A 23,280-nucleotide genomic window follows, 5' to 3' on the forward strand; every position below is an offset into this window, starting at 1 on the left:
AGCTTTTAGAAGCGCCTTACGCGCGAGTCGGACTCAACAAACCCTGGCAAGTGGCCCGCTGCGGATCGCCAACCGGCAATTTGGCGCAGACGCCATCCAGCTGACTCTGTATCCGGCGCAATGCCGCATCGTGGCTGCCGTTCGCATTCCAGTCGGCCAGTTTGTGTCCCAGCTTTTCCAGCACCGAGCGGTTGCGCTCATAGAACGCATTTTGCGTCATGCCCAACTCCTGCAACACGCTGTGCGCGACCTGCTCTATCCGGGCGTCATCCTGCGGCGCCAGTTCAAGCAAGCCGTTCAAATACGCGGCGCCCCATTGCAGGCGCGTCGCCGGCCCCTGTGCGGCTTGGTAGGCTTGTTCATACCAGTTGATCGCGGCCGGCTTGTCGCCGCGCTTTTTCGCATTCGATGCCAGGCTGAGCATGAAGTAGTACGGCGAATGCGAGCGCTTGAGTTCGGCCTTGAGCAAGCTGTCGGATTCATCCAACAAGCCGGCCTCGCTCAGGGTATGGGCTGCCGTGCTCATCACCGACTGCCGCTCGTAGATATCGGTGGTCGCATGGTCGGCTTGCGCCACCTGTTGCCGCACGTCCTTGACCAGCGCCGGAGTCAGCGCGCCGGTCGGCGTCTCGATCCGCGCCAGCGACACTTGCGCCGCCAGCGCCGACAGTCGGTCCGCCTTGGACAAGGTGGCGTCGGCCGTCAGGCGCTGCATGGCGAGGTTCCAGGCTGCGATCAGTTTGGCGCGTGGTGCCGACTTCGGCGCGGACGCCAAGCCAACCAGTTCGGCCGGGTAATTGGTCAGCAGATCCATGTTGTCGCGGGCGCTGCGGGCATCGCTCAGCACCCGGCTCAATTGCGCCGCTGCCGTCGGATCGACCGCTGCTGCCGCCTCGGGCTTGGCCGTCGCAGCCGCCACCAGCACGCTTAAAGCAAGCCGCTTGGCGGTGTCGCCCGGTGGGCAAGCGGCTGCCAGCCGCTTCAAGGTCGGCAACAAATCTTTGCTGCTGACCAATTGCTGCTCATCGGTGTCCCATGAGTAGTAGCCGAGCAAGCGCCAATCGTCCGCTGTCAGCTTGCCTTTGCCGGACAGCGCCAGTTGCAGCGTGTCCTTGATCGGACGATTGGCGCTGAGGCCCAGGGTCAGCGTTTTCAAATAGCGTTCGGCATCGACCTCGCCCGGCAAGCGGGTGATCTCGGTACCGTCGGGCTTGAACAGGATCATGGTCGGATAGCCGCGCACTTTGAAGCGGGCGCCGAGTTTTTGCGCGCCCGGACTATCGCCGTCGATATGCACCGGCACAAAAAAGCGCGAGCGCTCGATGAAGCCCTGGCGATTGAAAATGGTGGCTTTGACCTGGTTGCACGGCGGGCACCAGGCCGCGCCCCAGTACAGGAACAGCGGTTTGTTGTGCGTCTTGGCAAAGGCGAAGGCGGCATCGACATCGCCCTCGTACCAATCAATACCCGCGGCGGCGGCAGGAACCGCGCTTTTTTCAGCGGCGGCTAGCGACAACGCAGGTGCGGCGGCAAACATCATTGCGGCGAAAGCAAGGTAGCGAATTTTCATCTTTGCCCCTGTAAAAAGGTCTGTGAATTAATCAAAAATGCATAGGCAGACAAGTCATTGATCACGACGGGATTTCAAGAACCGAAGTGATAATTGAACTCCAGCCAGCCCTGCCGCCCATACGGATCATAGTTGCCCACAGGATAATACGGCCAGCCGGAAGAATTATCTTCCTTATGAGAATTCAGCACATTGTTGACGATCAGCGACAGCGACGCTGCGGGACTGATCTGGTAGCTGGCGCTCATATTGACCAGTGAAAATGGCGAGGTGCGCGCGGTCCCGGCCGCATTCGGCAAGCTGCCGTAACGCGTGACCTGGACCGTGCTCGACCACTGCTGGCGGACCCAGGTCAGGCTGGCATTGATTTTGGAGCGCCAGTCGGGGTTGTCCAGCGCATCCCGCAGGTTCTGATCCGGATCGCTGGCGAACTGCTTGAAGTGGTGGCTCAGCACCAGCGTGTAATTCCCCTTCAACAGAAAATCGCCGATGCCGCCCGCCTTCACATGCCATTTGCCGCTCATGTCGAGGCCGCTGGTGCGCCGCTGCGCAGCGTTGATCGGATTGACCAGAATATTCTGGATCGCATTCGGGTCGAAGGTCGCATTGGCCGGATTGCGGCGCACGCGGTTCAAGGCGTCGACGCAGGTGGGCGAGTGGATATCCAGTTGGCCTGCGCGGCAATCGGCCTCGTCGCGCAGAATTTTATCGGGGTCCAGATTGGTGACCAGATTGTCGATCTGGATCCGCCAGAAATCCGCCGACACATCGAAGTTGGAACTGGGCGACCAGACCACGCCGTAACTCCATGATTTGCCGTTTTCCGATTTCAAATCCTTGCTGCCGGTCTGAATGTAGTTGGCTCCCGGCGAATAATTATTGAACTCGCAGCCGGCCAGTCCGTGGCCCGCCAGCGCGCAACGATAATAGTCGGTGGTCGAGGCGTAATAGCCGCGGGTGGTCGATGAATAGATGTAATTCATGTCGGGCGCGCGGAAGCTGGTGGCGTAATTGCCGCGGAATAAAAGCGTTCTGGCCGGACGGAATTCCAAACCCGTGTTGTAAGTCAATTTGCCGTCATGCCGTCCGGCGAATGCGTAGTCGTCATAGCGGCCGGCGGCGGTCACAATCAGTTCCTTGAGCAGCGGGATATTCAGCTCCGCGCCTAGCGCATAACGCTGACGCGAGCCGCTGGCGCCGACCGCCTCCTTCTGGTTGTAGAACACGCCCTGGTTGAGCTGGGGGTCCGGGGTATTGCTGAAACCCTGGCTGCCGAATTCCGTGATGCCGGCCAGCCGCACCGGACCGGCCGGCAGCTTGAACAGCTCGCCATTGGCGCTCAGGCTCAAGGTCTGGGTCCACGATTTGTTATGACTCTGCGCTTGGCCGGTGATGGCGTTGAACTGGTCCGCTGTCAAAGGCTGATAGAGCCGGTTCGAATCCGGCGCATGGATGGCCGCGCCGCTGGCATCGAAGCCGAGACGCGGCCCCAGAAAATAACTGTCGACACTGCTCAATAACAACGGCGTGGTGGTGCGGCTGCTGTAGCCGGAGATGTTGTATGCCGCTTCATAGTTCCAGCTGGTGCGCGGGATATCGCCGCGGATGCCGAACGTCAGATTGGCGGCGGCATCGTCCCATTTGCGGTTGAAGCGCGTCGCTCCGCCGATTTCTTCCGGTGCGATGCGGCGCGACCAGCTTTCGTAGCCGCCGGTATTCTGGTTGAAAAAATAGCCGCCGTTGGCCGCTTCGGAATTCCAGCTGGGGCCGCGCGTATTGTTTTGCGTCGAGTTAAATCCCAGCATCAGGTCGCCGAACAGTTCGGTCTTGCCGCTCAGCTGATAGTTCAGACTGCCAAACGCGTTTTCGCTCTGGTTTTGCGTTTCCGTGGTCCAGTAGGCGGGCTGCACTTTGCCGCTGCCGCAATACGCGCCCTTTTTGGTTTGCACCCGCGTGACGCTGTCGTAGAACAGCCCGCCGAGCCGGTTGCAAGTATCCGCACCGGGATCGATGTAGCGTCCGCTATCGACATCCAGTCGCGAGAACGCCTTAGGCGGCACGCTGCCGTCGGATGAGGACGACGCCATGAAATCGCGCTGCCGGCTCCAGATCGGCTGACGCTGGCTCAGCTCGATACCGAACAGGCCGCTCAATTTTCCGCTGCTGCCGCCGCCGCTGAACTGGATTCGCTTATTGGCGCCGCCGCCGTCCTGGGTGCCGCCGGCCTTCAGATTGATATCGAAGCCGCTGGCCTGTTTCTTCAAGATGATATTGACCACGCCGGCAATCGCGTCGGAGCCGTAGACCGCCGATGCGCCGCCGCTCAAGATCTCTATCCGGTCGACCAGCGCCGACGGGATATTGGCCAGATTGACGAAATTCACCGCGCCCTCATACGCCACCGGATAATCCGCAATCCGCCTGCCGTTGACCAGGGTCAGCGTGTGGTTCGGCCCCAGACCGCGCAAGCTGATGGTGTTGGCCGCGGGCGTGGCGGTATTGCCGAAATCCGCGCCCTGCGTCATGCCGGTATTCTGGGTTTGCGAATTCAACGCATCGAACACATTTTTATAACCCTGCTTTTCAATGTCGTCGCCGGTGATCACCGTCACGCTGCTGGGGCCTTCCTTGCTGGCGCGCGGAATCCGCGAGCCGGTCACCATCACCTGCTGCACTTCGCCTGCCGTCGGCTCTGCTTGTGCATAAGATGCCTCGGCGCCGGCAATCAGCACCGCCAATGCAGCTTGCACCGGCAACGTCTTGAATCTGAGCATTTGCAATTCTTCCTTCCCCGGATTTTTCATTTTTCATTGAGCTTCACTAGAGCTTGTGGCCCTAGTGAAGCTGGACTGAAGAATTTATAAAAATATGTTGGACGAACAGAATAGTCTGGACCGGCAACAATCCAAACGTATGGTTTTACATATCCATATGCGCTTGAGTGTCGCCGGCCTTTTTGGGATTACGGGTGTGCAAAACCTCGTGTTTTCTGGATGAAGGTGTTCAGTTTCGAGATATCCAGGCTGCCGAAACCGGTGGCCGCATCCCAACCCTTGGCCGCCTTATAGCCGTAACCGCCGGAACCGTTGATGCCGGAGGTGACGTCATGCACCAGCTCGGGATGGTGCGGCAAATATTGGTAAAAATGCGCCGCCGGGAAAGCCAGCTGATTGCCGTGGGCCGATTGCAGACGGGCCCAGATGCCGCTGAAGATCGGCGCCGCCAGGCTGGTGCCGCCGACCACGCCATAGCCGGACCTGGTGGTGCCGTCTTTGGCTTTCATGGTGATGAAAATCTTGGCGCCGCTGCTGCCGGCCGCATCGAACGCGATGTCAGGCAAACCGCGGGTCGGTTTCTTGGTGGTTTTCCGCTGCCAGGCTGGCGTTTTCTCGAACTGACTGAAGCCGCCGCCGGTAGCCCAGAGACGCTCTGGTTTAGCCGGGTCGCCGGTCTGGTCCAAGCCCTCGTTCCACACGGTTTCGCCGCTATAGCCGCCCTTCGCATCCGTCAACAGCGTGGTGCCGCCAACCGCGATCACGTAAGGCGAACTGGCGGGCTCGCTGACGTCATAGGTAGCTTTGTTCGGCACCCCTGGCTGGTTGTTGGTGGCGTCGGAAGTGACGCTGCAATTGTAAGGACCGGCGTCGCCGGTCGAGATCGAGAAAGTCTGACCTTGCGCCACGGCTTGCTTGAAGATCTTGTCGTCGGCTGCCTGGGTTCCGTCGCCGTTGGCGGCGGCTTCGCATTCGCCCAGCGAGACATTGATGACCCGAGCCATGTTGTCGATCACCGCCTGATTGTAGGCGGCAGTGACGGCTTGGTTATCCAGCGTCGGCGCGACATAAAACACCAGCTGCTTCACCGCGCCGCCGGCAGCGCCGACGATGGACTGGCTGTCCAGATTCCATTCAACCGCACCGGAAGTATCGCTGTAGTCGCTGTTGGCCGGACCGGTATGCACCACCGAGGTGTGCACCGTCGCCAGCTTGTTGTCCGACGTGAATTTTCCCAAATCGAGGATGGTCTGATCCAGGCTGCCGGCGGAGATGATGCCGACCGTGGTGTGCGCTGCGGTCGGCGTATTGCCGGCGTTATACAGCTTGGAAAATTCCACCGGATCGTGCGGAACCGGTTTGCCTGGATCGGCTGCTTTTGCCAGCATTCTTGCCTCCAGCGTGCTGCCGACTTCATGCTCAGCCTCGGCCACAGGAGCAATCAGGTGATGATGGGTGTGGTTGATCTCGACGTTTTGCAAGCCCAGCACGGAACCGACGATATTGCCCAGCGCCGGCGGCACCTGGGCGGCGGCGGTATTGGCGTACACGCGGCGGCCTTCGTGGACGAAACTCTTGAGCGTGGTGCGGAAGCCGGTCTCGACCGTGGCTGCGGTACCGTCGGCCGACACCAGTTGCCGGTTCTTGGCGACATTGATATTCACAAAGCCGGCTTTTCTCAAATGCGCGACCACTTCGGCCACCTGCTTTTCGGTCGGCGCGTATTGCTCGGCGAACTGTTCAGGCGTCAGGAATTTGCCGTACGAGGCGCTGCCCGGCTCATGCAACTCTTGCAGGAACTGGTCGAGCTGTTCTTCGTTGCGCAGGTTCAGGCTCAGCACCACGTGCACTGCCTCGCCCTTCGCCACTTCGACTGCCATTTTGGCGGCCGCTTGTGTGGCCGACTGCGGGCCCGTGCGGGTATTCGCTTGCACCAGATGCAGGAAGGCCTGAGTCTTGGTCGGGACCCACGTGTCCGTCACCGCGGCCTGCGCGGCCAAAGAGCCGAACGCCAGGGACAGCGCTAACGGCAATGCCGAGATCTGGGGAATGGAAAATTTTCCTGCCGATACTTTCGATTTCATGTGCTGGTTCCTATTGAGTTGACGACATAAAAAGGCGTTTCTGCATTGCCGCAGGCAATGCAGAAACGCGCAGTAACAATCCAAGAACAATCCGAGCCGGAATTACGGACGTGCAAAGTCCGGCGTTTTCTTGATGAAGGCGTTCAGATTCGAGATATTCAGACTGCCGAAACCGGTGGCCGCATCCCATCCTTTTGCCGCCTTATAGCCGTAGCCGCCGGAACCATTGATGCCGGAAATCACGTCATGCACCAGCGTCGGATTGGTGGGCACATATTTGTAAATGCTGGCGGCCGGGAAGCCCAATGCATTCTTGTTGGCCGACTGGATGCGGGCCCAGATGCCGGCAAAAATCGGCGCCGACTGGCTGGTGCCGCCAGAGGTATACGTATTGCCGCGGACGATGATATTTGCGCCGCTCCTTTGCGACGCATCGAATGAGACATCGGGCAAGCCGCGGGTCGATTTTTTGGTCACTGCGGTCTGCCAGCTCGGCGCTTTTTCGAACTTGCTGAAGCCGCCGCCGGTAGCCCACAGACGGTTCGGCTTGGCCGGGTCGTCGGTCGCAGCCAAGCCCTCGTTCCATACGGTTTCGCTGCTGTAGGCGCCGCTCGCCGAAGTCAGCAACTCGGTTCCGCCCACTGCGATCACGTAGGGCGAGCTGGCCGGTTCGCTGACGTCATACACGCCTTTGTTCGGCACGCCTGGCGTACCGGAAGCGGTGACGCTGCAATTGTAGGTGCCGGCATCGCCGGTCGAGACCGAGAAAGTCTGGCCTTGCGCCACCGCTTGCTTGAAGATCTGGTCATCGGCTGCTTGCGCGTTGTCGGAATTGGATGCGGCTTCGCAGACACCCAGCGAAACATTGATGACCTTGGCGACGTTGTCGCTGACGGCGCGATTGTAGGCAGCGGTGATGGCGCTCAACTCCATCGACGGCGCCGCATAAAATATCAGTTGCTTCACGCTGCCGCCGGCAGAGCCGACGATGGTTTGGCTATCGAGATTCCACTCGTCGATGCCGGACGTATCGCTATAGTCGCTGCCGGCCGGACCGGTCTGCACCACCGAAGTGTTAACCGTCGCCAGCCCGTTGTTCGACGTAAATTGCCCCAGATCGACGATGGTCTGCGTCAGGTCACCCTCGGAAATAATGCCCACCGTGGTTTGCGCCGCGGTCGGCGTCGCGCCGGCGTTATACAGCGCGGAGAATTCCACCGGATTGTGCGGTTTCGCGGTGCCGGCGACAGCCGTTTTTGCCAGCGTCATGGCACCTACTTCATGTTCGGCCACAGCCACCGGAGTCAGCCGGTGATGGGTGCGGTTGATTTCCACGTTTTGCAGCCCGAGCACCGAGCCGACGATATTGCCCAGCGCCGCCGGCACTTGGGCGGCAGCGGTATTGGCATAGACGCTGCGGCCGTCACGGACAAAGCGCTTGAGGCTGGTGCGGAAGCCGGCCTGCACCGTGCCTGCGGTACCGTCGGCCGACGCCAGTTGCCGGTTCTTGGCGACCTGGATATTCACAAAGCCGGCTTGTCGCAAATGCGCGACCACTGCGGCGACCTGCTTTTCGGTCGGCGCGTATTGCGCGACGAACTGCTCAGGCGTCAGATATTTGCCGTATGAGGCGCTGCCAGGCTGATGCAGTTCTTGCAGGAATTGGTCTAGCTGCGCTTCGTTGCGCAGGTTCAGACTCAGCACTACGTGCACTGGCTCGCCGTGCGCCAGTTCGGTTGCCATTTTGGCGGCCGCTTGTGTGGCCGACTGCGGACCTGTATGCGTATTCACCTGCACCTGCGGCAAGAAAGCCTGGGTCTTGGTCGGAACCCACGCGCTGTTATCCGTCACGGCTGCTTGCGCAGCCAAAGAACCAAACGCCAGGGACAGCGCCAAGGACAGTACGGTTACCTGGGGAATCGAAAATTTTCCTGCTGATACTTTAAATTTCATGTGCTGCTTCCTATTGAGTGAATTACATAAAAATCGCGCTGGCGTTCCCGCATTGGAGCTAACCAATACCAGAGTCGGCCAAGCGCAAGAGACTGCATCGCCTGCTGCGATGCAGTGAATATTTGGCGAAAGAGTCGCGCCGGTGAGACGAACAAAATATGCTAGAGCAAGCGCAATCCAAACGCATGGCGTTAGCGGCCCGCTGCTCAGGATTTGCCGAACGGATTGATGCTGACGCTGTCCGTGGCTTTCTGCGGCGATTGCGGCGACCGCGAGCGTGCTCCTGAACCAGTCCCGTTCAACGGCTTGCCATCGCCGATCGAGGCGCCGCTTCCGCCGGCCTGATCCGAGTCGCCATACGACACCACGCTGGCGACAGCACCGACGCCCAGCATAAGGGCGACGATGCCCCAAACGATATTTGACTTGTTCATTTAATCTCCTCTCCAGGCGACGCCGCCAATCCGCGCCCTCAGAGCGCGGTTGGCGGCCGAAGTGGCTAGTGGGCTGTTACAGTCCACTAGTCTTCAAACGCAGTAACCATGCAAGCCGGGATTACTGATGTGCGAAGTCCGGCGTGTTCTGGATGAAGTCGTTCAGTTTCGAGATATCCAGACTACCGAAGCCGGTGGCCGCATCCCAACCCTTGCTCGCTTTCATGCCGTAGCCGCCGGAGCCGTTGTTGCCGGAGATCACGTCATGCACCAGTGAGGCATTGGTCGGCACATATTGGTAGATGCTGGCGGCAGGGAAGCCCAAGCCATTGTTGTTAGCCGATTGCAGGCGGGCCCAGATGCCACTGAAAATCGGCGCCGCCAGGCTGGTGCCGCCGACCACGTGATAGCCGGTCATGACTTGTCCATTGCGGGGTGGCAGCGTGATGAAGATCTTCGCGCCGCTGCGTCCCGACGCATCGAAAGCGATATCGGGCAAGCCGCGCTTGGCATTGTGGGTCACTCCGCTCTGCCAGCTTGGTGCGGCCTCGAATTGACTGAAACCGCCGCCGGTGGCCCACAGCCGCAGCGTTGGATCCTGCGAGCTAATCGCTTTCAAGCCTTCGTTCCACACCACTTCGCTGCTATAGGCGCCGCTCGATGAAGTCAGCACTTCGGTGCCGCCGACGGTGATCACGTAAGGCGAACTGGCCGGCTCGCTGACGTCATAAGTGCCTTTGTTCGGCACCCCGGCGCCATGGGAAATGCTGCTGAAGCTGCAGTTGTAGGTACCCTCGTCGCCAGACGACACCGAAAAGGTCTGGCCTTGCGCCACGGCCTGCTGGAAGATCTGGTCGTCCGCGTCCTGCGTGCCGGTGCCGTTGACATAAGACTCGCAGTAGCCCAGCGAAACATTGATGACCTTGGCGACGTTGTCGCTCACCGCCTGGTTATAGGCGGCGGTGATGTCGGCAAAGCTCATCGAAGGCGCCGCATAAAATATCAGCTGCCCCACTTCGCCGCCGGCAGCGCCGACGATGGACTGGCTATCCAGATTCCACTCGACCGCGCCATCCGTATTGCTATAGTCGCTGCCGTCCGGGCCGGTTTGCACCACCGAGGTATTGACAGTCGCCAGCCCGTTGTCATTGGTAAATTGCCCCAAATCGGCGATGGTCTGGTCCAGGCTGCCGGCGGTAATAATGCCGACCGTGGTTTGCGCTGCGGTCGGCGTATTGCCGGCGTGATACAGCGCGGAGAAATCCATCGGGTTGTGCGGTTTTGCAGTGCCGGTGGCGGCGGTTTTGGCCAGCACAGCGGTATGGGCGGACTGGTCGAGCGGCGTCTCGGTAACCAGGCGATGGTGGGTGTGATTCATCTCCACGTTTTGCAGCCCAAGCACCGAGTTGACGATATTGCCCAACGCCGACGGCACCTGCGCGGCGGCGGTATTGGCATAGACGCTGCGGCCTTCATGCGTGAAGCGTTCGAGTGTGGTGTTGAAGCCGGCCTGCACCGTGGCGGCGGTGCCGTCAGCCGACACCAGTTGCCGGTTCTTGGCGACCTTGATGTTCACAAAGCCCGCTTTTTTCAAATGCGCAACCACTGCGGCGACTTGCTTCTCGGTCGGCGCGTATTGCGCGACGAACTGGGCCGGTGTCAGGAATTTGCGATACGAGGCGCTGCCGGGACGATGCAGTTCTTGCAGGAAGTGGTCGAGATGTTCTTTGTTTCTCAGTTTCAGGCTCAGCACCACATGCACCGCTTCGCCGTGCGCCATTTCCATTTTCGATGCCGGCGCCACTCTCGGCCCGGCGTTGGTGCTCAGTTGCGACGGATGCACGAAGGCCTGGGTCTTGGTGGGAACCCATGTGTCCGCCACCGCTGCTTGCGCCGACAAAGATACAAACACCAGGGACAGCGCTAACGACAAGGCCGAGACTTGGGGAATCGCAAATTTTGCTGTTGCTACTTTCGATTTCATGTACAGGTTCCTATTGAAAAATGCACTACATAAAAAACGCCATAGCGCGGCCCTGTATTGGACGTCTCCAATGCACGGGTCGACTAAGCGCGGGAGACTGCATCGCGTATCGCGATGCAGTCGATAACAGACCTAAAGTCCGTAAAGGAGGAGCCGATAGCTGAGTTTCATTGCTACCGGTTTAAGGAGTTATAAAGCTATGCGTTTTGATGAAAGCGTTCAGTTTCGAGATATTCAAACTACCGAAACCGGTCGCCGCATCCCATCCCTTTGCCGCTTTATAGCCATAGCCGCCGTCGCCGTTGATGCCGGACACCACGTCATGCACCAGCGTCGGATTGATCGGCACATATTGGTAAATGTGCGCCGCCGGAAACGCCAGCTTGTTGCCGTTGGCCGATTGCAGGCGAGCCCAGATGCCGCTGAAGATCGGCGCCGCCAGACTGGTGCCGCCAACCACGGTGGTATCGTCGGCGACGCCGTTGATCACGATCATCGCGCCGCTGCTGCCAGCCGCATCGAACGAGACGTCAGGCAAACCGCGCTTGGCGTTCTTGGTCGTTGCTTTCTGCCAGCTGGGTACTGCCTCGAATTTGCTGAAACCGCCGCCGGTGGCCCACAGGCGTCCTGTGCTCGATCCTTCGTTCCACACGGTTTCATTGCTATACGCGCCGCTCGACGAAGTCAGCAACGTGGTGCCGCCGACCGCAATCACGTATGGCGAACTGGCCGGTTCGCTGACGTCATAATTGCGGCCGTTCGGCACGCCGGGATTGCCGCTGGCGTCGACGCTGCAGTTGTAAGGACCGGCATCGCCGGTTGAGATCGAGAAGGTCTGGCCTTGCGCCACTGCCTGCTTGAACACTTTGTCGTCCGCGGCCTGGGTGCCGTCGCCATTGGCGGCGGCTTCGCATTCGCCCAGCGAGACATTGATGACCTTGGCCTTGTTGTCGCTCACCGCATGGTTGTAAGCAGTGGTGATGGCGCTGTTATCCAGGGTCGGTGCGACATAAAACACCAGCTGCTTCACCGCGCCGCCGGCAGCGCCGACGATGGACTGGCTATCCAGGTTCCACTCGACTTGGCCGGAAGTATCGCTATAGTCGCTGCCGGCCGGGCCGGTCAGCACCACCGAGGTATTGACCGTCGCCAGGTTGTTGTTGGAGGTAAAAGTGCCCAAATCGGCGATGGTCTGATCCAGGCTGCCGGCGGAGATGATGCCGACCGTGGTGTTGGCTGCGGTCGGCGTGGTGCCGGCGTTATACAACGCAGAGAATTCCACCGGATTGTGCGAAGTTGCGGATCCGGCGGCGGCTGCCAATTGGGTTGCCTGCAACGCGCTGCCGGCCGCAGTCACGGGAGCAATCCGGTGATGATGGGTCTGGTTGATCTCGACGTTTTGCAAGCCGAGCACCGAGCCGACGATATCGCCCAGCGCCGACGGCACTTGCGCGGCGGCGGTATTGGCATAGACGCCGCGGCCTTCGTGCACGAAACGCTTGAGCGTGGTGCGGAAGCCGGCTTCGACCGTGGCTGCGGTACCGTCGGCAGACACCAGTTGCCGGTTCTTGGCGACGTTGATATTCACAAAGCCGGCCTTTTTCAAATGCGTGACTACGGCGGCGACCTGCTTTTCAGTCGGCGCATATTGCGCGGCAAATTGCGCCGGGGTCAGGAATTTTCCGTATGCAGCGCTGCCGGGCTGATGCAACTCTTGCAGGAACTGGTCGAGCTGCGCTTCGTTGCGCAGGTTCAGGCTCAGCACCACGTGCACTGGCTCACCTTGCGCCATGTCGACTGCCGATTGCGCGGCCGACTGCGGCCCTGCGCTGGTGTTCACTTGCACCCGATGCAGGAAGGCCTGGGTCTTGGTCGGGACCCAGGCGCTGTTGTCGGATACTGCTGCTTGTGCGGCCAAAGAACCAAACGCCAGGGACAGCGCCAACGACAGCGCCGAAGCCTGGGGAATCGCAAAATTTCGTGTAGAGACTTTCGATTTCATGTGCTTGTTCCTATTGAATGAACTGCATAAAAGGACGCAATAGTCCCCCTGCACTGGGTCTATCCAATGCATGAGTCGACTAAGCGCAGGATCCTGCATCGCGTACTGCGATGCAGTCGATAACGGACCTGATCCGTTATTGGGATGGCCGGTGCGTGATCGCTACCTGTGCCAGCAAACAGCGGGAGATGTCGCGCAGAGATAGCAGAAGATCGCCAAGCGGCGACGGCAGGAGAACTGCCTGTGTCGAGTCGGATCCAGCGCAAGTCATATCTTTTCCTTTTTAGGGACTTACAACGGCCAAGGTGTGGATTGATGCGGCACCACGACTCTTATGGAGTGAGTGCCCCGGGACGGAGGTGCGCTGCTTTTGGCTACTGTCTTATATTGCAGCTGGCTCTCTTATTAAGTTTAGGATAGTGATTTAATTGCCCAAGCGCAATACAAAATTTGCGATATTTTTGCATATCCAAAACTTTTTTTTATTGGCCTCGACGGGCCGCATCATTACAGTGCAAGCGCTTCTTGAGCGCACCTCAAGCTATCGCGTCGCTGCATCATTCCAGTGCGATTGCACCTAAAAAGTGCTGCCAAAACCAGCTATACAATTTTCGTCAAGCGCCGCGTCGGAGGCAAAAAAAAACGGAGCCACCAGGGCTCCGTTCGGATTGCTTACAAACTGGGAAGGGTGGACTGAAAATTCAGCGGCGCCCCTGCTTCTTACATCAGTTCGACAATGCCGCGCTCGCGGACCTCAGGTTCCTGCTGTTGAAGTCTGGTCAGCATGCGACGTGCCGCGTGCCCGGCATGATCGACGGCGAGATGGATGATCGGGGCATCCGTCTTCCAGTTTGCCTGTAAATGTTCGGTGACATCTTTATCTTCAAGTACAGTTTTCTTGACCTGATCAAGAATCAGCTGCGTCAGCGCTTGATTGTCGAGCGCAAAGTCGCGATGAATGCCGACCCAGATATGACAGCTGTTCACGGTTTCAGGGGTGAAAATGGACGTTGTGAACAAGCGAAGCGCAAGTCCATCCGGCTCGTCGGGTGCATGTGCGATTGTCTCGACACGCGTATTGCCTATCGGCCAATAAATAACTTCCTGAACACGATCGATGATGTCGAGTTTCATCATTTGCTTCAACAAAGGCGAGTTCTTTTCCTTGCGCAAAACCCGGCGCACGCGCACCTCGCTGTCGCTAACCGTGATCTCGGGAGACGTTTCGGCAACCGCCAATGAACTGATCGTCTCCGGATGAACATAGGCGATGTGGGACAGATCGAGCAAATTGTCGATCGCAAGCCGGTAATCGGTGTGCGCATGGGTATAGCACATCTCACCCGCGTATTGCGCCGAGCTGCAAACCGAATGATCCGGGATCAGCGCTTCATCGCAACGCTCGGCATCCCCCATCCATAGCCAGACGAAACCGTATTTTTCAGCCGCCGGATAAGTCCTTACGCAGGCACGTTCCGGAATCACCTTCTGACTGGGAATGTGGATGCATTTGCCGCTGGCGTCGAACTGCATGCCGTGATACCAGCACTCGATCGTGTCGTCTTGCAAACGCCCTTTCGATAACGGCACCTGCCGGTGCGGGCAGCGATCTTCAAGCGCAGTAAGCTTTCCGCCAGAGGTGCGATACATCACCACTTTTTCATTCAAAATTGTCCGCGCAAACAATTCGGCTTTGATCTCGGAAGACAGTGCCGCCATATACCAGGAATTTCGGATCATCATTAGTCCTCTTTCGGTTTCTTGTTGGGCTGCCAACGCAGCCCTTCGGCCAAACAATGGCATCGTCGACGGCGGGCACCTCGAAAAACCGTAGCGAGCGGCTCAAGGTCGGGGCGAGAAGCGCAGCCGTACGAAGGTACGGTGAGCATCGCAGCCCCGAGATTGCGTCGCGTAGTAGGTTTTTCGAGGTGCTCGGATTTACTTGCCCCACTCACGGACGTAGACAGGCAGTTCCGCATTCAGCTCGCCTTTTACTTTGTGCGTGATCTCATCGCTCAACACCTCCTCACGCCCGCTTTCGATCGCTTCCAGCGTCAGGCGCACAACCTCCTCCGGTTTGGTCTTCGGCGCCTGGACTTGCTTCGCCATGTCGGTGTCGATATAGGCGGCATGCACGCCGACCACCAGCGTCTGGTTCGCGCGCAACTCATTGCGCAGGCCATTGGTCAGCGACCATGCCGCGGCCTTCGATGCGCAATAGGCGCCAATCGTCGGGATGTTGAGCCAGCTCAGCACCGACAGCACATTCACCAACGCGCCGCCGCCATTCTTTTGAAGAACCGGTGCAAACGCCTGGGCCATTGCCAGCGTGCCGAAAAAGTTGGTCTCGAAGTGATGGCGGCTGGCGGCGACGCCATTCTCGCCAAGGAAACCGCTAGGCACCATGATCCCGGCATTGTTGATCAGCACATTGGTGTCCGACGCTTCCCGTGCCGCTGCCAGCACCTGTTCGGCATTGGTGATGTCGAGCTTGATTGGATGCACACCCGGTACATCGAAGATGTTGGGATCGCGCACGCCCGCATAAATTTTTCGCGCACCGGCCGCCTGCAACCCCTTTACGAACGCAAGACCGAGGCCGCGATTCGCGCCGGTGACAAATACTACGGAACCATTGATATTCAATTGATTACTCCTTTGTATGTGAGATCCAGGCCATTTGACGGCCCTAAACTGACGAAAAATTTGTGTTGAATTGTCAAAACCGAACAATCCCATTTGAGGCTACCCAGGACATTGGGGCACCCCTAAAAACCGTAGCGAGCGGCCCAAGGTCGGAGGGACGAAGTTGCAACACCTGCAGCCGTACGGAGCGGGCGAGCATCGCAGCTTCGAGATTGGGCCGCGCAGTAGGTTGTTAGAGGTGCCCATTGAAGGAAGCATCGAGTTCAGTTGCGCATGAAGATATCTCCTGAAAAATGTGGTTGTTCAAGTCGTCCCGGCATGCTCTTTTGAGCGATGGCAGAAGACGATATCGGTGCGACCATTGCGGCGCGCTCGGCGCCTTGCCGGCAGGATGGCGTTACCGATAACACGGACCGTTGCGCGCTGCCTCAGGCCGCTCGCAACGTTTTTTAGAGGTGCCAATATGTTTGCAACACGCGACAAATCAGCTGACTCGCGCAGTCAACATATGCTTGCTCAATTATGTGTATATGCATACTATAGGCGGCTGTTTCGTGTGTCAATCCGCACGATTCACGCCAGCGGTAATAACTGACACCCCGTCAAAATCGTGCAGGAATTCGCATCGGGCGGTGCTGTTGCGGCGTATAGCGAACAATTTCCACTCATATACCAAGGAGCTATTTCAATGGACCATGACGCCAGCGTAGGACCGAAGATCGACGAATTGGAGCGGGCAGCGCTCAGCGGGAAAATTGGCCGTCGCGACTTTCTCGCGCGCTTGTTGGCACTCGGCGTCAGCGCCACATCGGCCGGTTTGCTGGCAAACCATGCTGAGGCCGCCAACCGCAATCAGCGAGCCAGACGGGCGGCGCTGCGCGATGAATACGACTACATCATCGTCGGCGCCGGCTCGGCCGGTTGCGTACTGGCGAGTCGCATTTCGGCCACCGGCGCGTCGGTATTGCTGGTCGAGGCGGGCGGCGCCGACATCGAGCAGCCGAAGATTAGCGACGTCAAGCGATGGCCGGAGAACATTTTCAGCGATACGGATTGGGGGCGCACAAGTGTTCCGCGGCCAGGTTTGGGAAATCGGCCGCAACCGGCATCCGGCGGAAAAATCTGGGGCGGCTCGGGCAGCATCAACGCAATGATCTGGCTGCGCGGCGACGTGCGCGACTTTCGGCACTGGGAACAGCATGTCGGGCCGGAATGGAATCTCGCCGCGCTGCAGCGCGCGTACCTGCGTCTTGCAACGCCGCTGCCGAGCGCACGCCCGTTGCGCTCGCCGTCAGGTACCGGTCCGATCACCTTCGGCCGCTACGCCCCGGCCCATCCACTAACAGCGGCCTACATCGCAGCGGGCAGCGAGCTGGGCCTCGGAGAGATCGAGGTGAACGCCGGCGGCGCGCTGGACGGAATCGGCATTGCAGAAGTCAATGCCACCCCGGATGGCCGCCGGTCCGGACCGGCGCAAGCCTATTTGATCCCGGCGCTGACTCGCCCGAATCTGACGGTGCTGTCGAACACGCTAGTCACGAGTCTTGTGTTGGAGGGCGACGACTGCCGCGGCATCAACGCGATCATCGATGGCGTATCGACCAGGATCACCGCCGCACGGGAGACCATCCTGTGCGCAGGAACTTTTGAGTCGCCGAAGTTGCTGATGTTATCGGGCATCGGCAGCGCCGACCAACTTGGAGCGGTAGACATCCAGGTGCGGCATGAAATGCCTGGCGTCGGCCGAAATCTGCAGGACCACATCCTGTTGAAAAACATTTTGTTCAAGTCGCAAGTAGCGCTGCCGCCGCCGCTAATGAACGCGGCAGCGGCACTGGCGTATTTCAGCAATCGCTCCCGCTTGTGGGCGCCGGACGTGGAAATCATGTGCTTGCAGAGTCCATTCCTGACCAATGCCTTGCCGCTTGGATCAGGCTTCAGCATTGCCCCATTCCTGTCGAAACCGCGCAGCCGGGGTTGCGCCAAGTTGGTCAGCGCAGATCCGCGCAAGCCATTGAGCATCGATCCGCGTTATCTGCAGGAGACCATCGACCAGGACAACCTGATCATGGCCCTGGATCGCTCGATCGATATCGGCAATAGCAACGCGCTCAAGGGCTTCTCCGCCGGCTTGTATCCGTCGCCGGCGCCGAAAACGCGCAGCGAGAAATTGGCGTTTATCGCCCAGAACGGCGGCGCCGGTTTTCACTATGTCGGCACCTGTTCAGCCGGCCGCAGCCCGGCCAACAGCGTAGTCAATTCGCGCTTCCGCGTATGGGGAGTCGATGGCCTGATGGTGGTCGACGGCTCGGTGATTCCGGAAGTGACGGCGGTCAACACGCAAGTGCCGATCCTGACGCTGGCGGAACTGGCGGCAGAGCAATTGGGGATGGTGGGAGAGTAGTTGTTCAGCGGCCAACTAGTGGACTGTAACAGCCGATTCGCTGATGCTTCGCGGCCGAAAGCCGCATAACACCCCATAAGCCCCGCAAAGCTAAATTAGTCGAGCACGCTATTTTACTTTTTACGATAAGTTAAAATAGCGGCTCGGCTAATTTTAACTTTCCCTATACCAATGGAACGCGGAATAACCGGCCATTTCACCCCAACCGTTGCCGGCGGGATCCCCTGTCAAGCCTTTGTGCCGCTGCCTTTGCCGCCGCGACCCCGATTGGATTTGCACGGCAAGCTGCAAGCGCGGCTGGATGAGGCACTGATTGCGCTTGGACGACTGGATGCGATCAGCACCTTACTGCCCGATGCCAAGCTGTTTTTATATAGCTATGTGCGCAAAGAAGCGGTGATGTCCTCGCAAATTGAAGGCACCCAATCCTCACTCAGCGATTTAATGCTGTACGAGATGGAGGGGCAGCCCGGCGTGCCGATGGATGATGTGCAAGAGGTTTCCTGCTACGTCAAAGCCCTGACGCTGGGCGTGGATCGGATACGCCAAGGCCATCCGATCAGCTTTCGGCTACTGACCGAAGTCCACCAGACGCTAATGACTTCAGGCCGGGGCGCACAACGCGGGCCGGGCGAATTCCGCCGCAATCAGGTCTGGATTGGCGGCTACCGTGCCGACCAAGCCACCTTCGTGCCGCCGCCTGCCAACCAGATAGCCGATTGCTGGGCCGCGCTGGAACAATTTATCAACGACGTGCCGGAAACCACCGCGCCAGTTGTTAAGGCCGCGCTGGCGCACGTGCAGTTTGAAACCATCCACCCCTTCATGGATGGCAATGGCCGTCTCGGACGCATGCTGATTCCTCTGATCCTGGTCGAGGCTGGCATTCTGAAAGAGCCGCTGTTATATCTATCGGTATTTTTCAAGCAATACCGCGACAGTTATTACCGCCTGTTGCAACAAGTGCGCATCAGCGGCGACTGGGAAGCCTGGGTGCTGTTTTTTGTCGATGCCATCGCCGCCACCGCCAACCAAGCCGTCAGCACCGCGCAACAGCTCAATCAATTACTCGCCGCCGATAAAACCCGACTGGCAGAACTCGGCCGCATGGCAGGCTCCGCCACGCAAATCCTCGATGCGCTGTTTGCCCATCCGATATCGAATATCGCCGCGTTGACAGGCGCCACCGGCCTGACTCCGGCCACTATCGGCAAGGCGCTGGACGCTATGGAACACAATCTCGGCATGGTGCACGAACTGACTGGTCACAAACGCAACCGGGTATATGCCTACAGCGCATACATCGACGTTCTGAATCAGGAAACACCGTAAATGAATAACCATGCATTTGAGCGCTGATGACGCGGGCCTGAACAATCCGGCTTTTCGTCAACGGCCACGCACAAATGCAGATCAAAAAGCCTCTTAATCCTGCACAGGATTAAGAGGCTTTTTTGATTTGTTTTTATGAAGGACCTGGCTCAACATCCGGCCACTGTAGCTTCACAAAATTTACGCCAATCAGAACGGAATATCGTCATCCATATCCGAGAAGTTCGGTGCCGGGCGCGATGCTGGTGCCGGACGGGACGCAGGCGCGGATGGCGCGCTGGTGTTTTGACGCGGCGCCGGTGCGCTGCTGTAGCCGCCGTCGTCCATCGGCGCGCTGCCGCCCTGACCTGCACGGCCGCCGAGCATTTGCATGGTGTCGGCGATGATCTCGGTGGTATAGCGCTCGGCGCCATCCTTGTCTTGCCATTTACGGGTTTGCAGACGGCCTTCGACGTAAATCTGCGAACCTTTCTTCAAGTACTGTCCGGCGATCTCAGCCAGCTTGCGATAGAAGGTGATCCGGTGCCATTCGGTTAATTCCTTTTTCTCGCCGCTATTCTTGTCTTTCCAGCTTTCGGTGGTGGCAACGGCGATGTTGGTGACCGCTTCGCCGTTTGGCATATAGCGCGTTTCCGGGTCGCGGCCGAGGTTGCCGACGATAATGACTTTATTGACCGATGCCATGTTGTTTCTCCTAAATAATCTTTAAAGGGCACTCTAAAAACCTACTACGCGCCCCGACCTTGGGCCGCTCGCTACGGTTTTTAGAGGTGCCTTAAACTGCGCCTACTTAATTAAATTGCGCTACCGCAACCGCAACTGCTTGTTGGCCGCGACGCGGTAAATTCTTCATGCCGGACGCGATTATAAGCCACCCGAGGCTTGCCACGGCACCCAATACAAAGACGGAAGATGCGCCAAGGTGCTGCTGAAGCAAACCTCCCAGCGCCGCGCCGCAAAACAAACCCAGCCCCTGCACCGTGTTGTAAACACCCAAGGCCGCTCCTTTGGCGGCGGCCGGCGCGATGCGCGACACCAGCGAGGGCTGGCTGGCTTCGAGCACATTGAAGGCGATGAAAAAACCCAGCAGCAAACCCACCAGCCACTGCCAATGCACCGTGTTTTGCGAAAACGCCAGCCACATGCCGAGCTGCACCAGCAGCAGCAAGCCGATGGCGGCCATCAGCACCTGCTTCATCTTGCCGTGCTTCTCGCCGACAAATACCGGCGGCAGCATCAACAAGAACGAGGCCAGCACCACCGGCAAATAAATTTTCCAATGCGCCGCAAGCGGCAGGTCGGCGTATTTCACCAGCGCCGACGGCATCACCACGAACATCGCCATGTGCATCATATGCAGCGCAAAGACGCCGGCATTCAAACGCATCAATTCGCGATTGCGCAGGACTTCCGACCAGGCCACGCGTTTGGCCTTGATCATCGGCGCGCTTGGCACCAGCCACAGCACCACCGCTATTGCGGCCAGTGCCAGCACGCCGGTCAGCGCAAAAATCCCGCTCATGCCGACCCATTGATACAACAACGGCGACACGATCAGCGATAGCGCAAAGGTCAGGCCGATCGAGCCGCCGACCATCGCCATCGCCTTGGTGCGGTGTTCTTCGCGCGTGGAATCGGCAATGAAAGCGGTGACCGCGGCTGAAATGGCGCCGGCGCCCTGCACCGCGCGGCCGATGATCACCCAATAAATATTGCCGGCACCGGCGGCTATCAACGATCCCAGCGCAAACAGGATCAGGCCGACGACGATGACCTTCTTGCGGCCATATTTGTCGGAGGCGGCGCCAAACGGGATTTGCCCGAACGAATGCGCCAGACCGTAAATGCCCATGGCCAAACCCACCATGGCCGCGCTGTCGCCGCCGGGCAAAGTCTTGGCATACACCGCGAACACCGGCAAAACCAAAAACAGGCCCAGCATGCGCAACGCAAAAATGGACGCCAGCCAGGCACTTGCCAGGACTTCGGCACGCTGCATGCCGGCACTGTTTTCTGTAGGGAGAGCGGAAGACTGACTGTTCATGTTGGAGCTGATGCCAAGCCCGCAGACGGGCTTGAATGAGGGCGAAGATCGAAACCCGCCATGGTATCAGAGTTCGAAATTCGATCCGCTTGCATGAGGCCGAAACTTGCATGCAAGGCAATGCAGGGCGCGCCTGGAGATGGTTGAACGGGGGATTGAACTATTAATGATTACAGATGGCAATATTGCCGGTAGAAATAACAGTATTATTAATAGAATATAAGCAGAAAAAACTAATTTAATTCTTTATTTACCTATCGATTAAATTTTTTAGTATTTCTGCTATTGCACTCGACTGCTTTTTCAAAGTATGGTTCAGGCTTGACAGCAAATATTGGCGATAAAGTTTATCCATTAACTTTATTTAAATTATTGATTTTGTTGGATTTTTTTAAATTATTTTATTTATTAATTTTTTTTAAATCACAGGATTTAATAACATTATTAAAATAATCGGAAACATTAATATTTTTTAAATAATTCATATTGTTTGCATTATTTAAACCACTAATGTCAGCCAACATGATTTTGAGAAACACCCTAAAAAAAATATTACGAGACGACAAGCAGCCGCAACGTTGCCGTGGCTGATTTTCTCTGCAAGTGCACTTGGGCCTCCCTCGGCACTTCACCGCTAGACATCCCGACCCAGTCCATTCCGGAGGCGCGATCCCTCGTGCTTCCGGCTGGATAACGACGGACTAAAGCATCCGGCAGTACCGGCAATCCCTCAGAAAATTACCACCCGGTAACGATGGATAAGCACTATCGGCGCTAGCTGTAAGTTTTTTTGAAAACGGTTGTGTGAACCTTAAACACTGGCTTGGTAGTGAAAAGCAACTGCCGTCAACTTTCTTAAGGAGCGTTTTTGCATGGTATCGAAGAAGATTCAAAAAGTTATTTGGTCTAGCATTTTGATGTTGGGAGCTAGTGCGGTTGGTAGCAATAGCATCGCCGCGGCGGTATACAGCAATCCGCAAATCTGGGGTGTGACGGTAGACGACATTTCCGGGCTGTCCTCGATCACGACTGCGTTGAGCAAGCTGCCGAAGAAGCCGACTACACGTATTGTTTTTGATGAGCAAGTGCCTGCCGCCGACTATCGCAACGCGGCGGTCGCCATCAACCGAGTCAGCTATGTCATGGGCGAGATTCTGGATTCCCAGTACGTTGACACCTACTCTGTGTCGGGATATCTGAACCGCACCAAAGAATACTTAAGTACTTTGGGTGACGTTGTGAATATCTGGGAAGTCGCCAACGAAGTGAATGGCGAATGGCTGGGCAACAATGCCGACGTCGTCGCCAAGATGACCGGCGCTTACGACTTGGTCAAAGCACAAGGCAAGACAGCCGCATTGACGCTGTACTACAACCAGGACTGCTGGGATAACCCGGACAATGAAATGTTCAAATGGGCGGCCGCCAATGTACCGGCGCGCATGAAGCAGGGTCTGGACTATGTGCTGGTCAGCTATTACGAGGAAGACTGCAACGGTCTGAAGCCGGATTGGAACGCAGTGTTTACAAAATTGTCGGCGATGTTCCCTTACTCGAAAGTGGGCTTCGGCGAGACCGGCACCACGACGACCAACAAGGCCGCCTACATGACACGCTACTACACGACCAAACCACCAGTTGCAAACTACATCGGTGGTTATTTCTGGTGGTATGCCAAGGAAGACCTGATGCCAAACACCAAACCGCTGTGGAATACGCTGAACGGCATCATGTCCACGCATTAATTCCTTGCAACACAAAAAATCGATAACTGCGCAAGCAGCTGCGCCCGGCGCCAGAACCGGGCAAGCATGATTACAGCGCAATGACCTCGCAAACCGCCGACACCCTCACGGGACCGGCGGTTTTTTTGCGCAGAGGGGATCAAGTCGCGATGCCGAAGGAGAGCAAATGCCGGTTGAATTTTATGCGGCGCAAACCCCCGGCAGACCGAATAAGAGCTCCGATTTATGATTTTCAAACCTGATATAGTATCGGGCTGGTCCGTTCGACATAGCGCCTCGCGCTTACGGCAAACGTAGCTGCCAAAGGC

14 protein-coding genes are annotated in these 23,280 nt (G+C 58.0%); 3 read left to right on the forward strand and 11 right to left on the reverse strand.

Annotated elements, in window-relative coordinates; translation table 11 throughout:
- Window positions 1-16: 16 nt before the first annotated feature.
- The 9 genes from ACFPM8_RS03200 to ACFPM8_RS03240 all read right to left on the reverse strand — a co-directional run bounded on the left by ACFPM8_RS03200 (window position 17) and on the right by ACFPM8_RS03240 (window position 15,447).
- The gene (locus tag ACFPM8_RS03200) at window positions 17-1,570 is read right to left on the reverse strand and encodes a thioredoxin family protein (RefSeq protein ID WP_378994916.1); all 1,554 of its coding nucleotides are present in this window, start codon (window positions 1,568-1,570) and stop codon (window positions 17-19) included.
- A 74-nt stretch (window positions 1,571-1,644) separates the two neighbouring features.
- A complete protein-coding gene (locus ACFPM8_RS03205; RefSeq protein ID WP_378994919.1) occupies window positions 1,645-4,344 on the reverse strand; it encodes a TonB-dependent receptor plug domain-containing protein in 2,700 nt (899 codons plus the stop codon).
- Window positions 4,345-4,532: 188 nt separating this feature from the next.
- Window positions 4,533-6,428, reverse strand: coding sequence for a S53 family peptidase (locus ACFPM8_RS03210; RefSeq protein WP_378994921.1), 1,896 nt, complete (start codon window positions 6,426-6,428; stop codon window positions 4,533-4,535).
- A 102-nt stretch (window positions 6,429-6,530) separates the two neighbouring features.
- Entirely contained in the window at window positions 6,531-8,381 is a 1,851-nt protein-coding gene (locus ACFPM8_RS03215; protein WP_378994923.1) for a S53 family peptidase, read from the reverse strand.
- A gap of 206 nt (window positions 8,382-8,587) precedes the next feature.
- The gene (locus ACFPM8_RS03220) at window positions 8,588-8,815 is read right to left on the reverse strand and encodes a hypothetical protein (RefSeq protein WP_378994925.1); all 228 of its coding nucleotides are present in this window, start codon (window positions 8,813-8,815) and stop codon (window positions 8,588-8,590) included.
- A 121-nt stretch (window positions 8,816-8,936) separates the two neighbouring features.
- Complete coding sequence (locus ACFPM8_RS03225) at window positions 8,937-10,799, reverse strand: S53 family peptidase (RefSeq protein WP_378994927.1); 1,863 nt, start codon at window positions 10,797-10,799, stop codon at window positions 8,937-8,939.
- Window positions 10,800-10,980: 181 nt separating this feature from the next.
- Window positions 10,981-12,801 (reverse strand): S53 family peptidase, encoded by a 1,821-nt coding sequence (locus tag ACFPM8_RS03230; RefSeq protein ID WP_378994929.1) that lies wholly within the window; start codon window positions 12,799-12,801, stop codon window positions 10,981-10,983.
- A gap of 720 nt (window positions 12,802-13,521) precedes the next feature.
- Window positions 13,522-14,577: a Rieske 2Fe-2S domain-containing protein gene (locus ACFPM8_RS03235; RefSeq protein WP_378994931.1), complete on the reverse strand. Its 1,056-nt coding sequence runs from the start codon at window positions 14,575-14,577 to the stop codon at window positions 13,522-13,524.
- A gap of 162 nt (window positions 14,578-14,739) precedes the next feature.
- A complete protein-coding gene (locus ACFPM8_RS03240) occupies window positions 14,740-15,447 on the reverse strand; it encodes an SDR family oxidoreductase (RefSeq protein ID WP_378994933.1) in 708 nt (235 codons plus the stop codon).
- 688 nt (window positions 15,448-16,135) lie between these two features.
- Between ACFPM8_RS03240 and ACFPM8_RS03245 the strand changes: the two genes are divergently transcribed.
- Complete coding sequence (locus ACFPM8_RS03245) at window positions 16,136-17,851, forward strand: GMC family oxidoreductase (RefSeq protein WP_378994935.1); 1,716 nt, start codon at window positions 16,136-16,138, stop codon at window positions 17,849-17,851.
- 171 nt (window positions 17,852-18,022) lie between these two features.
- Entirely contained in the window at window positions 18,023-19,183 is a 1,161-nt protein-coding gene (locus ACFPM8_RS03250) for a Fic family protein (RefSeq protein WP_378994937.1), read from the forward strand.
- Window positions 19,184-19,372: 189 nt separating this feature from the next.
- Here ACFPM8_RS03250 and ssb read toward each other — a convergent pair whose 3' ends face one another.
- Together ssb and ACFPM8_RS03260 are read right to left on the reverse strand one after the other, a co-directional pair.
- Window positions 19,373-19,867, reverse strand: coding sequence for a single-stranded DNA-binding protein (gene ssb / locus ACFPM8_RS03255; RefSeq protein WP_378994939.1), 495 nt, complete (start codon window positions 19,865-19,867; stop codon window positions 19,373-19,375).
- A gap of 106 nt (window positions 19,868-19,973) precedes the next feature.
- Window positions 19,974-21,227 carry an MFS transporter gene (locus ACFPM8_RS03260; RefSeq protein ID WP_378994941.1) on the reverse strand — a complete coding sequence of 418 codons (1,254 nt, stop codon included), beginning with the start codon at window positions 21,225-21,227 and terminating at the stop codon, window positions 19,974-19,976.
- 917 nt (window positions 21,228-22,144) lie between these two features.
- Here ACFPM8_RS03260 and ACFPM8_RS03265 point away from each other — a divergent pair.
- Window positions 22,145-22,972, forward strand: coding sequence for a hypothetical protein (locus ACFPM8_RS03265; RefSeq protein ID WP_378994943.1), 828 nt, complete (start codon window positions 22,145-22,147; stop codon window positions 22,970-22,972).
- The last annotated feature ends 308 nt before the right edge of the window (window positions 22,973-23,280 follow it).

This window comes from Paraherbaspirillum soli, assembly GCF_042654985.1.
Classification (GTDB): Bacteria; Pseudomonadota; Gammaproteobacteria; order Burkholderiales; family Burkholderiaceae_D; genus Paraherbaspirillum; species Paraherbaspirillum soli.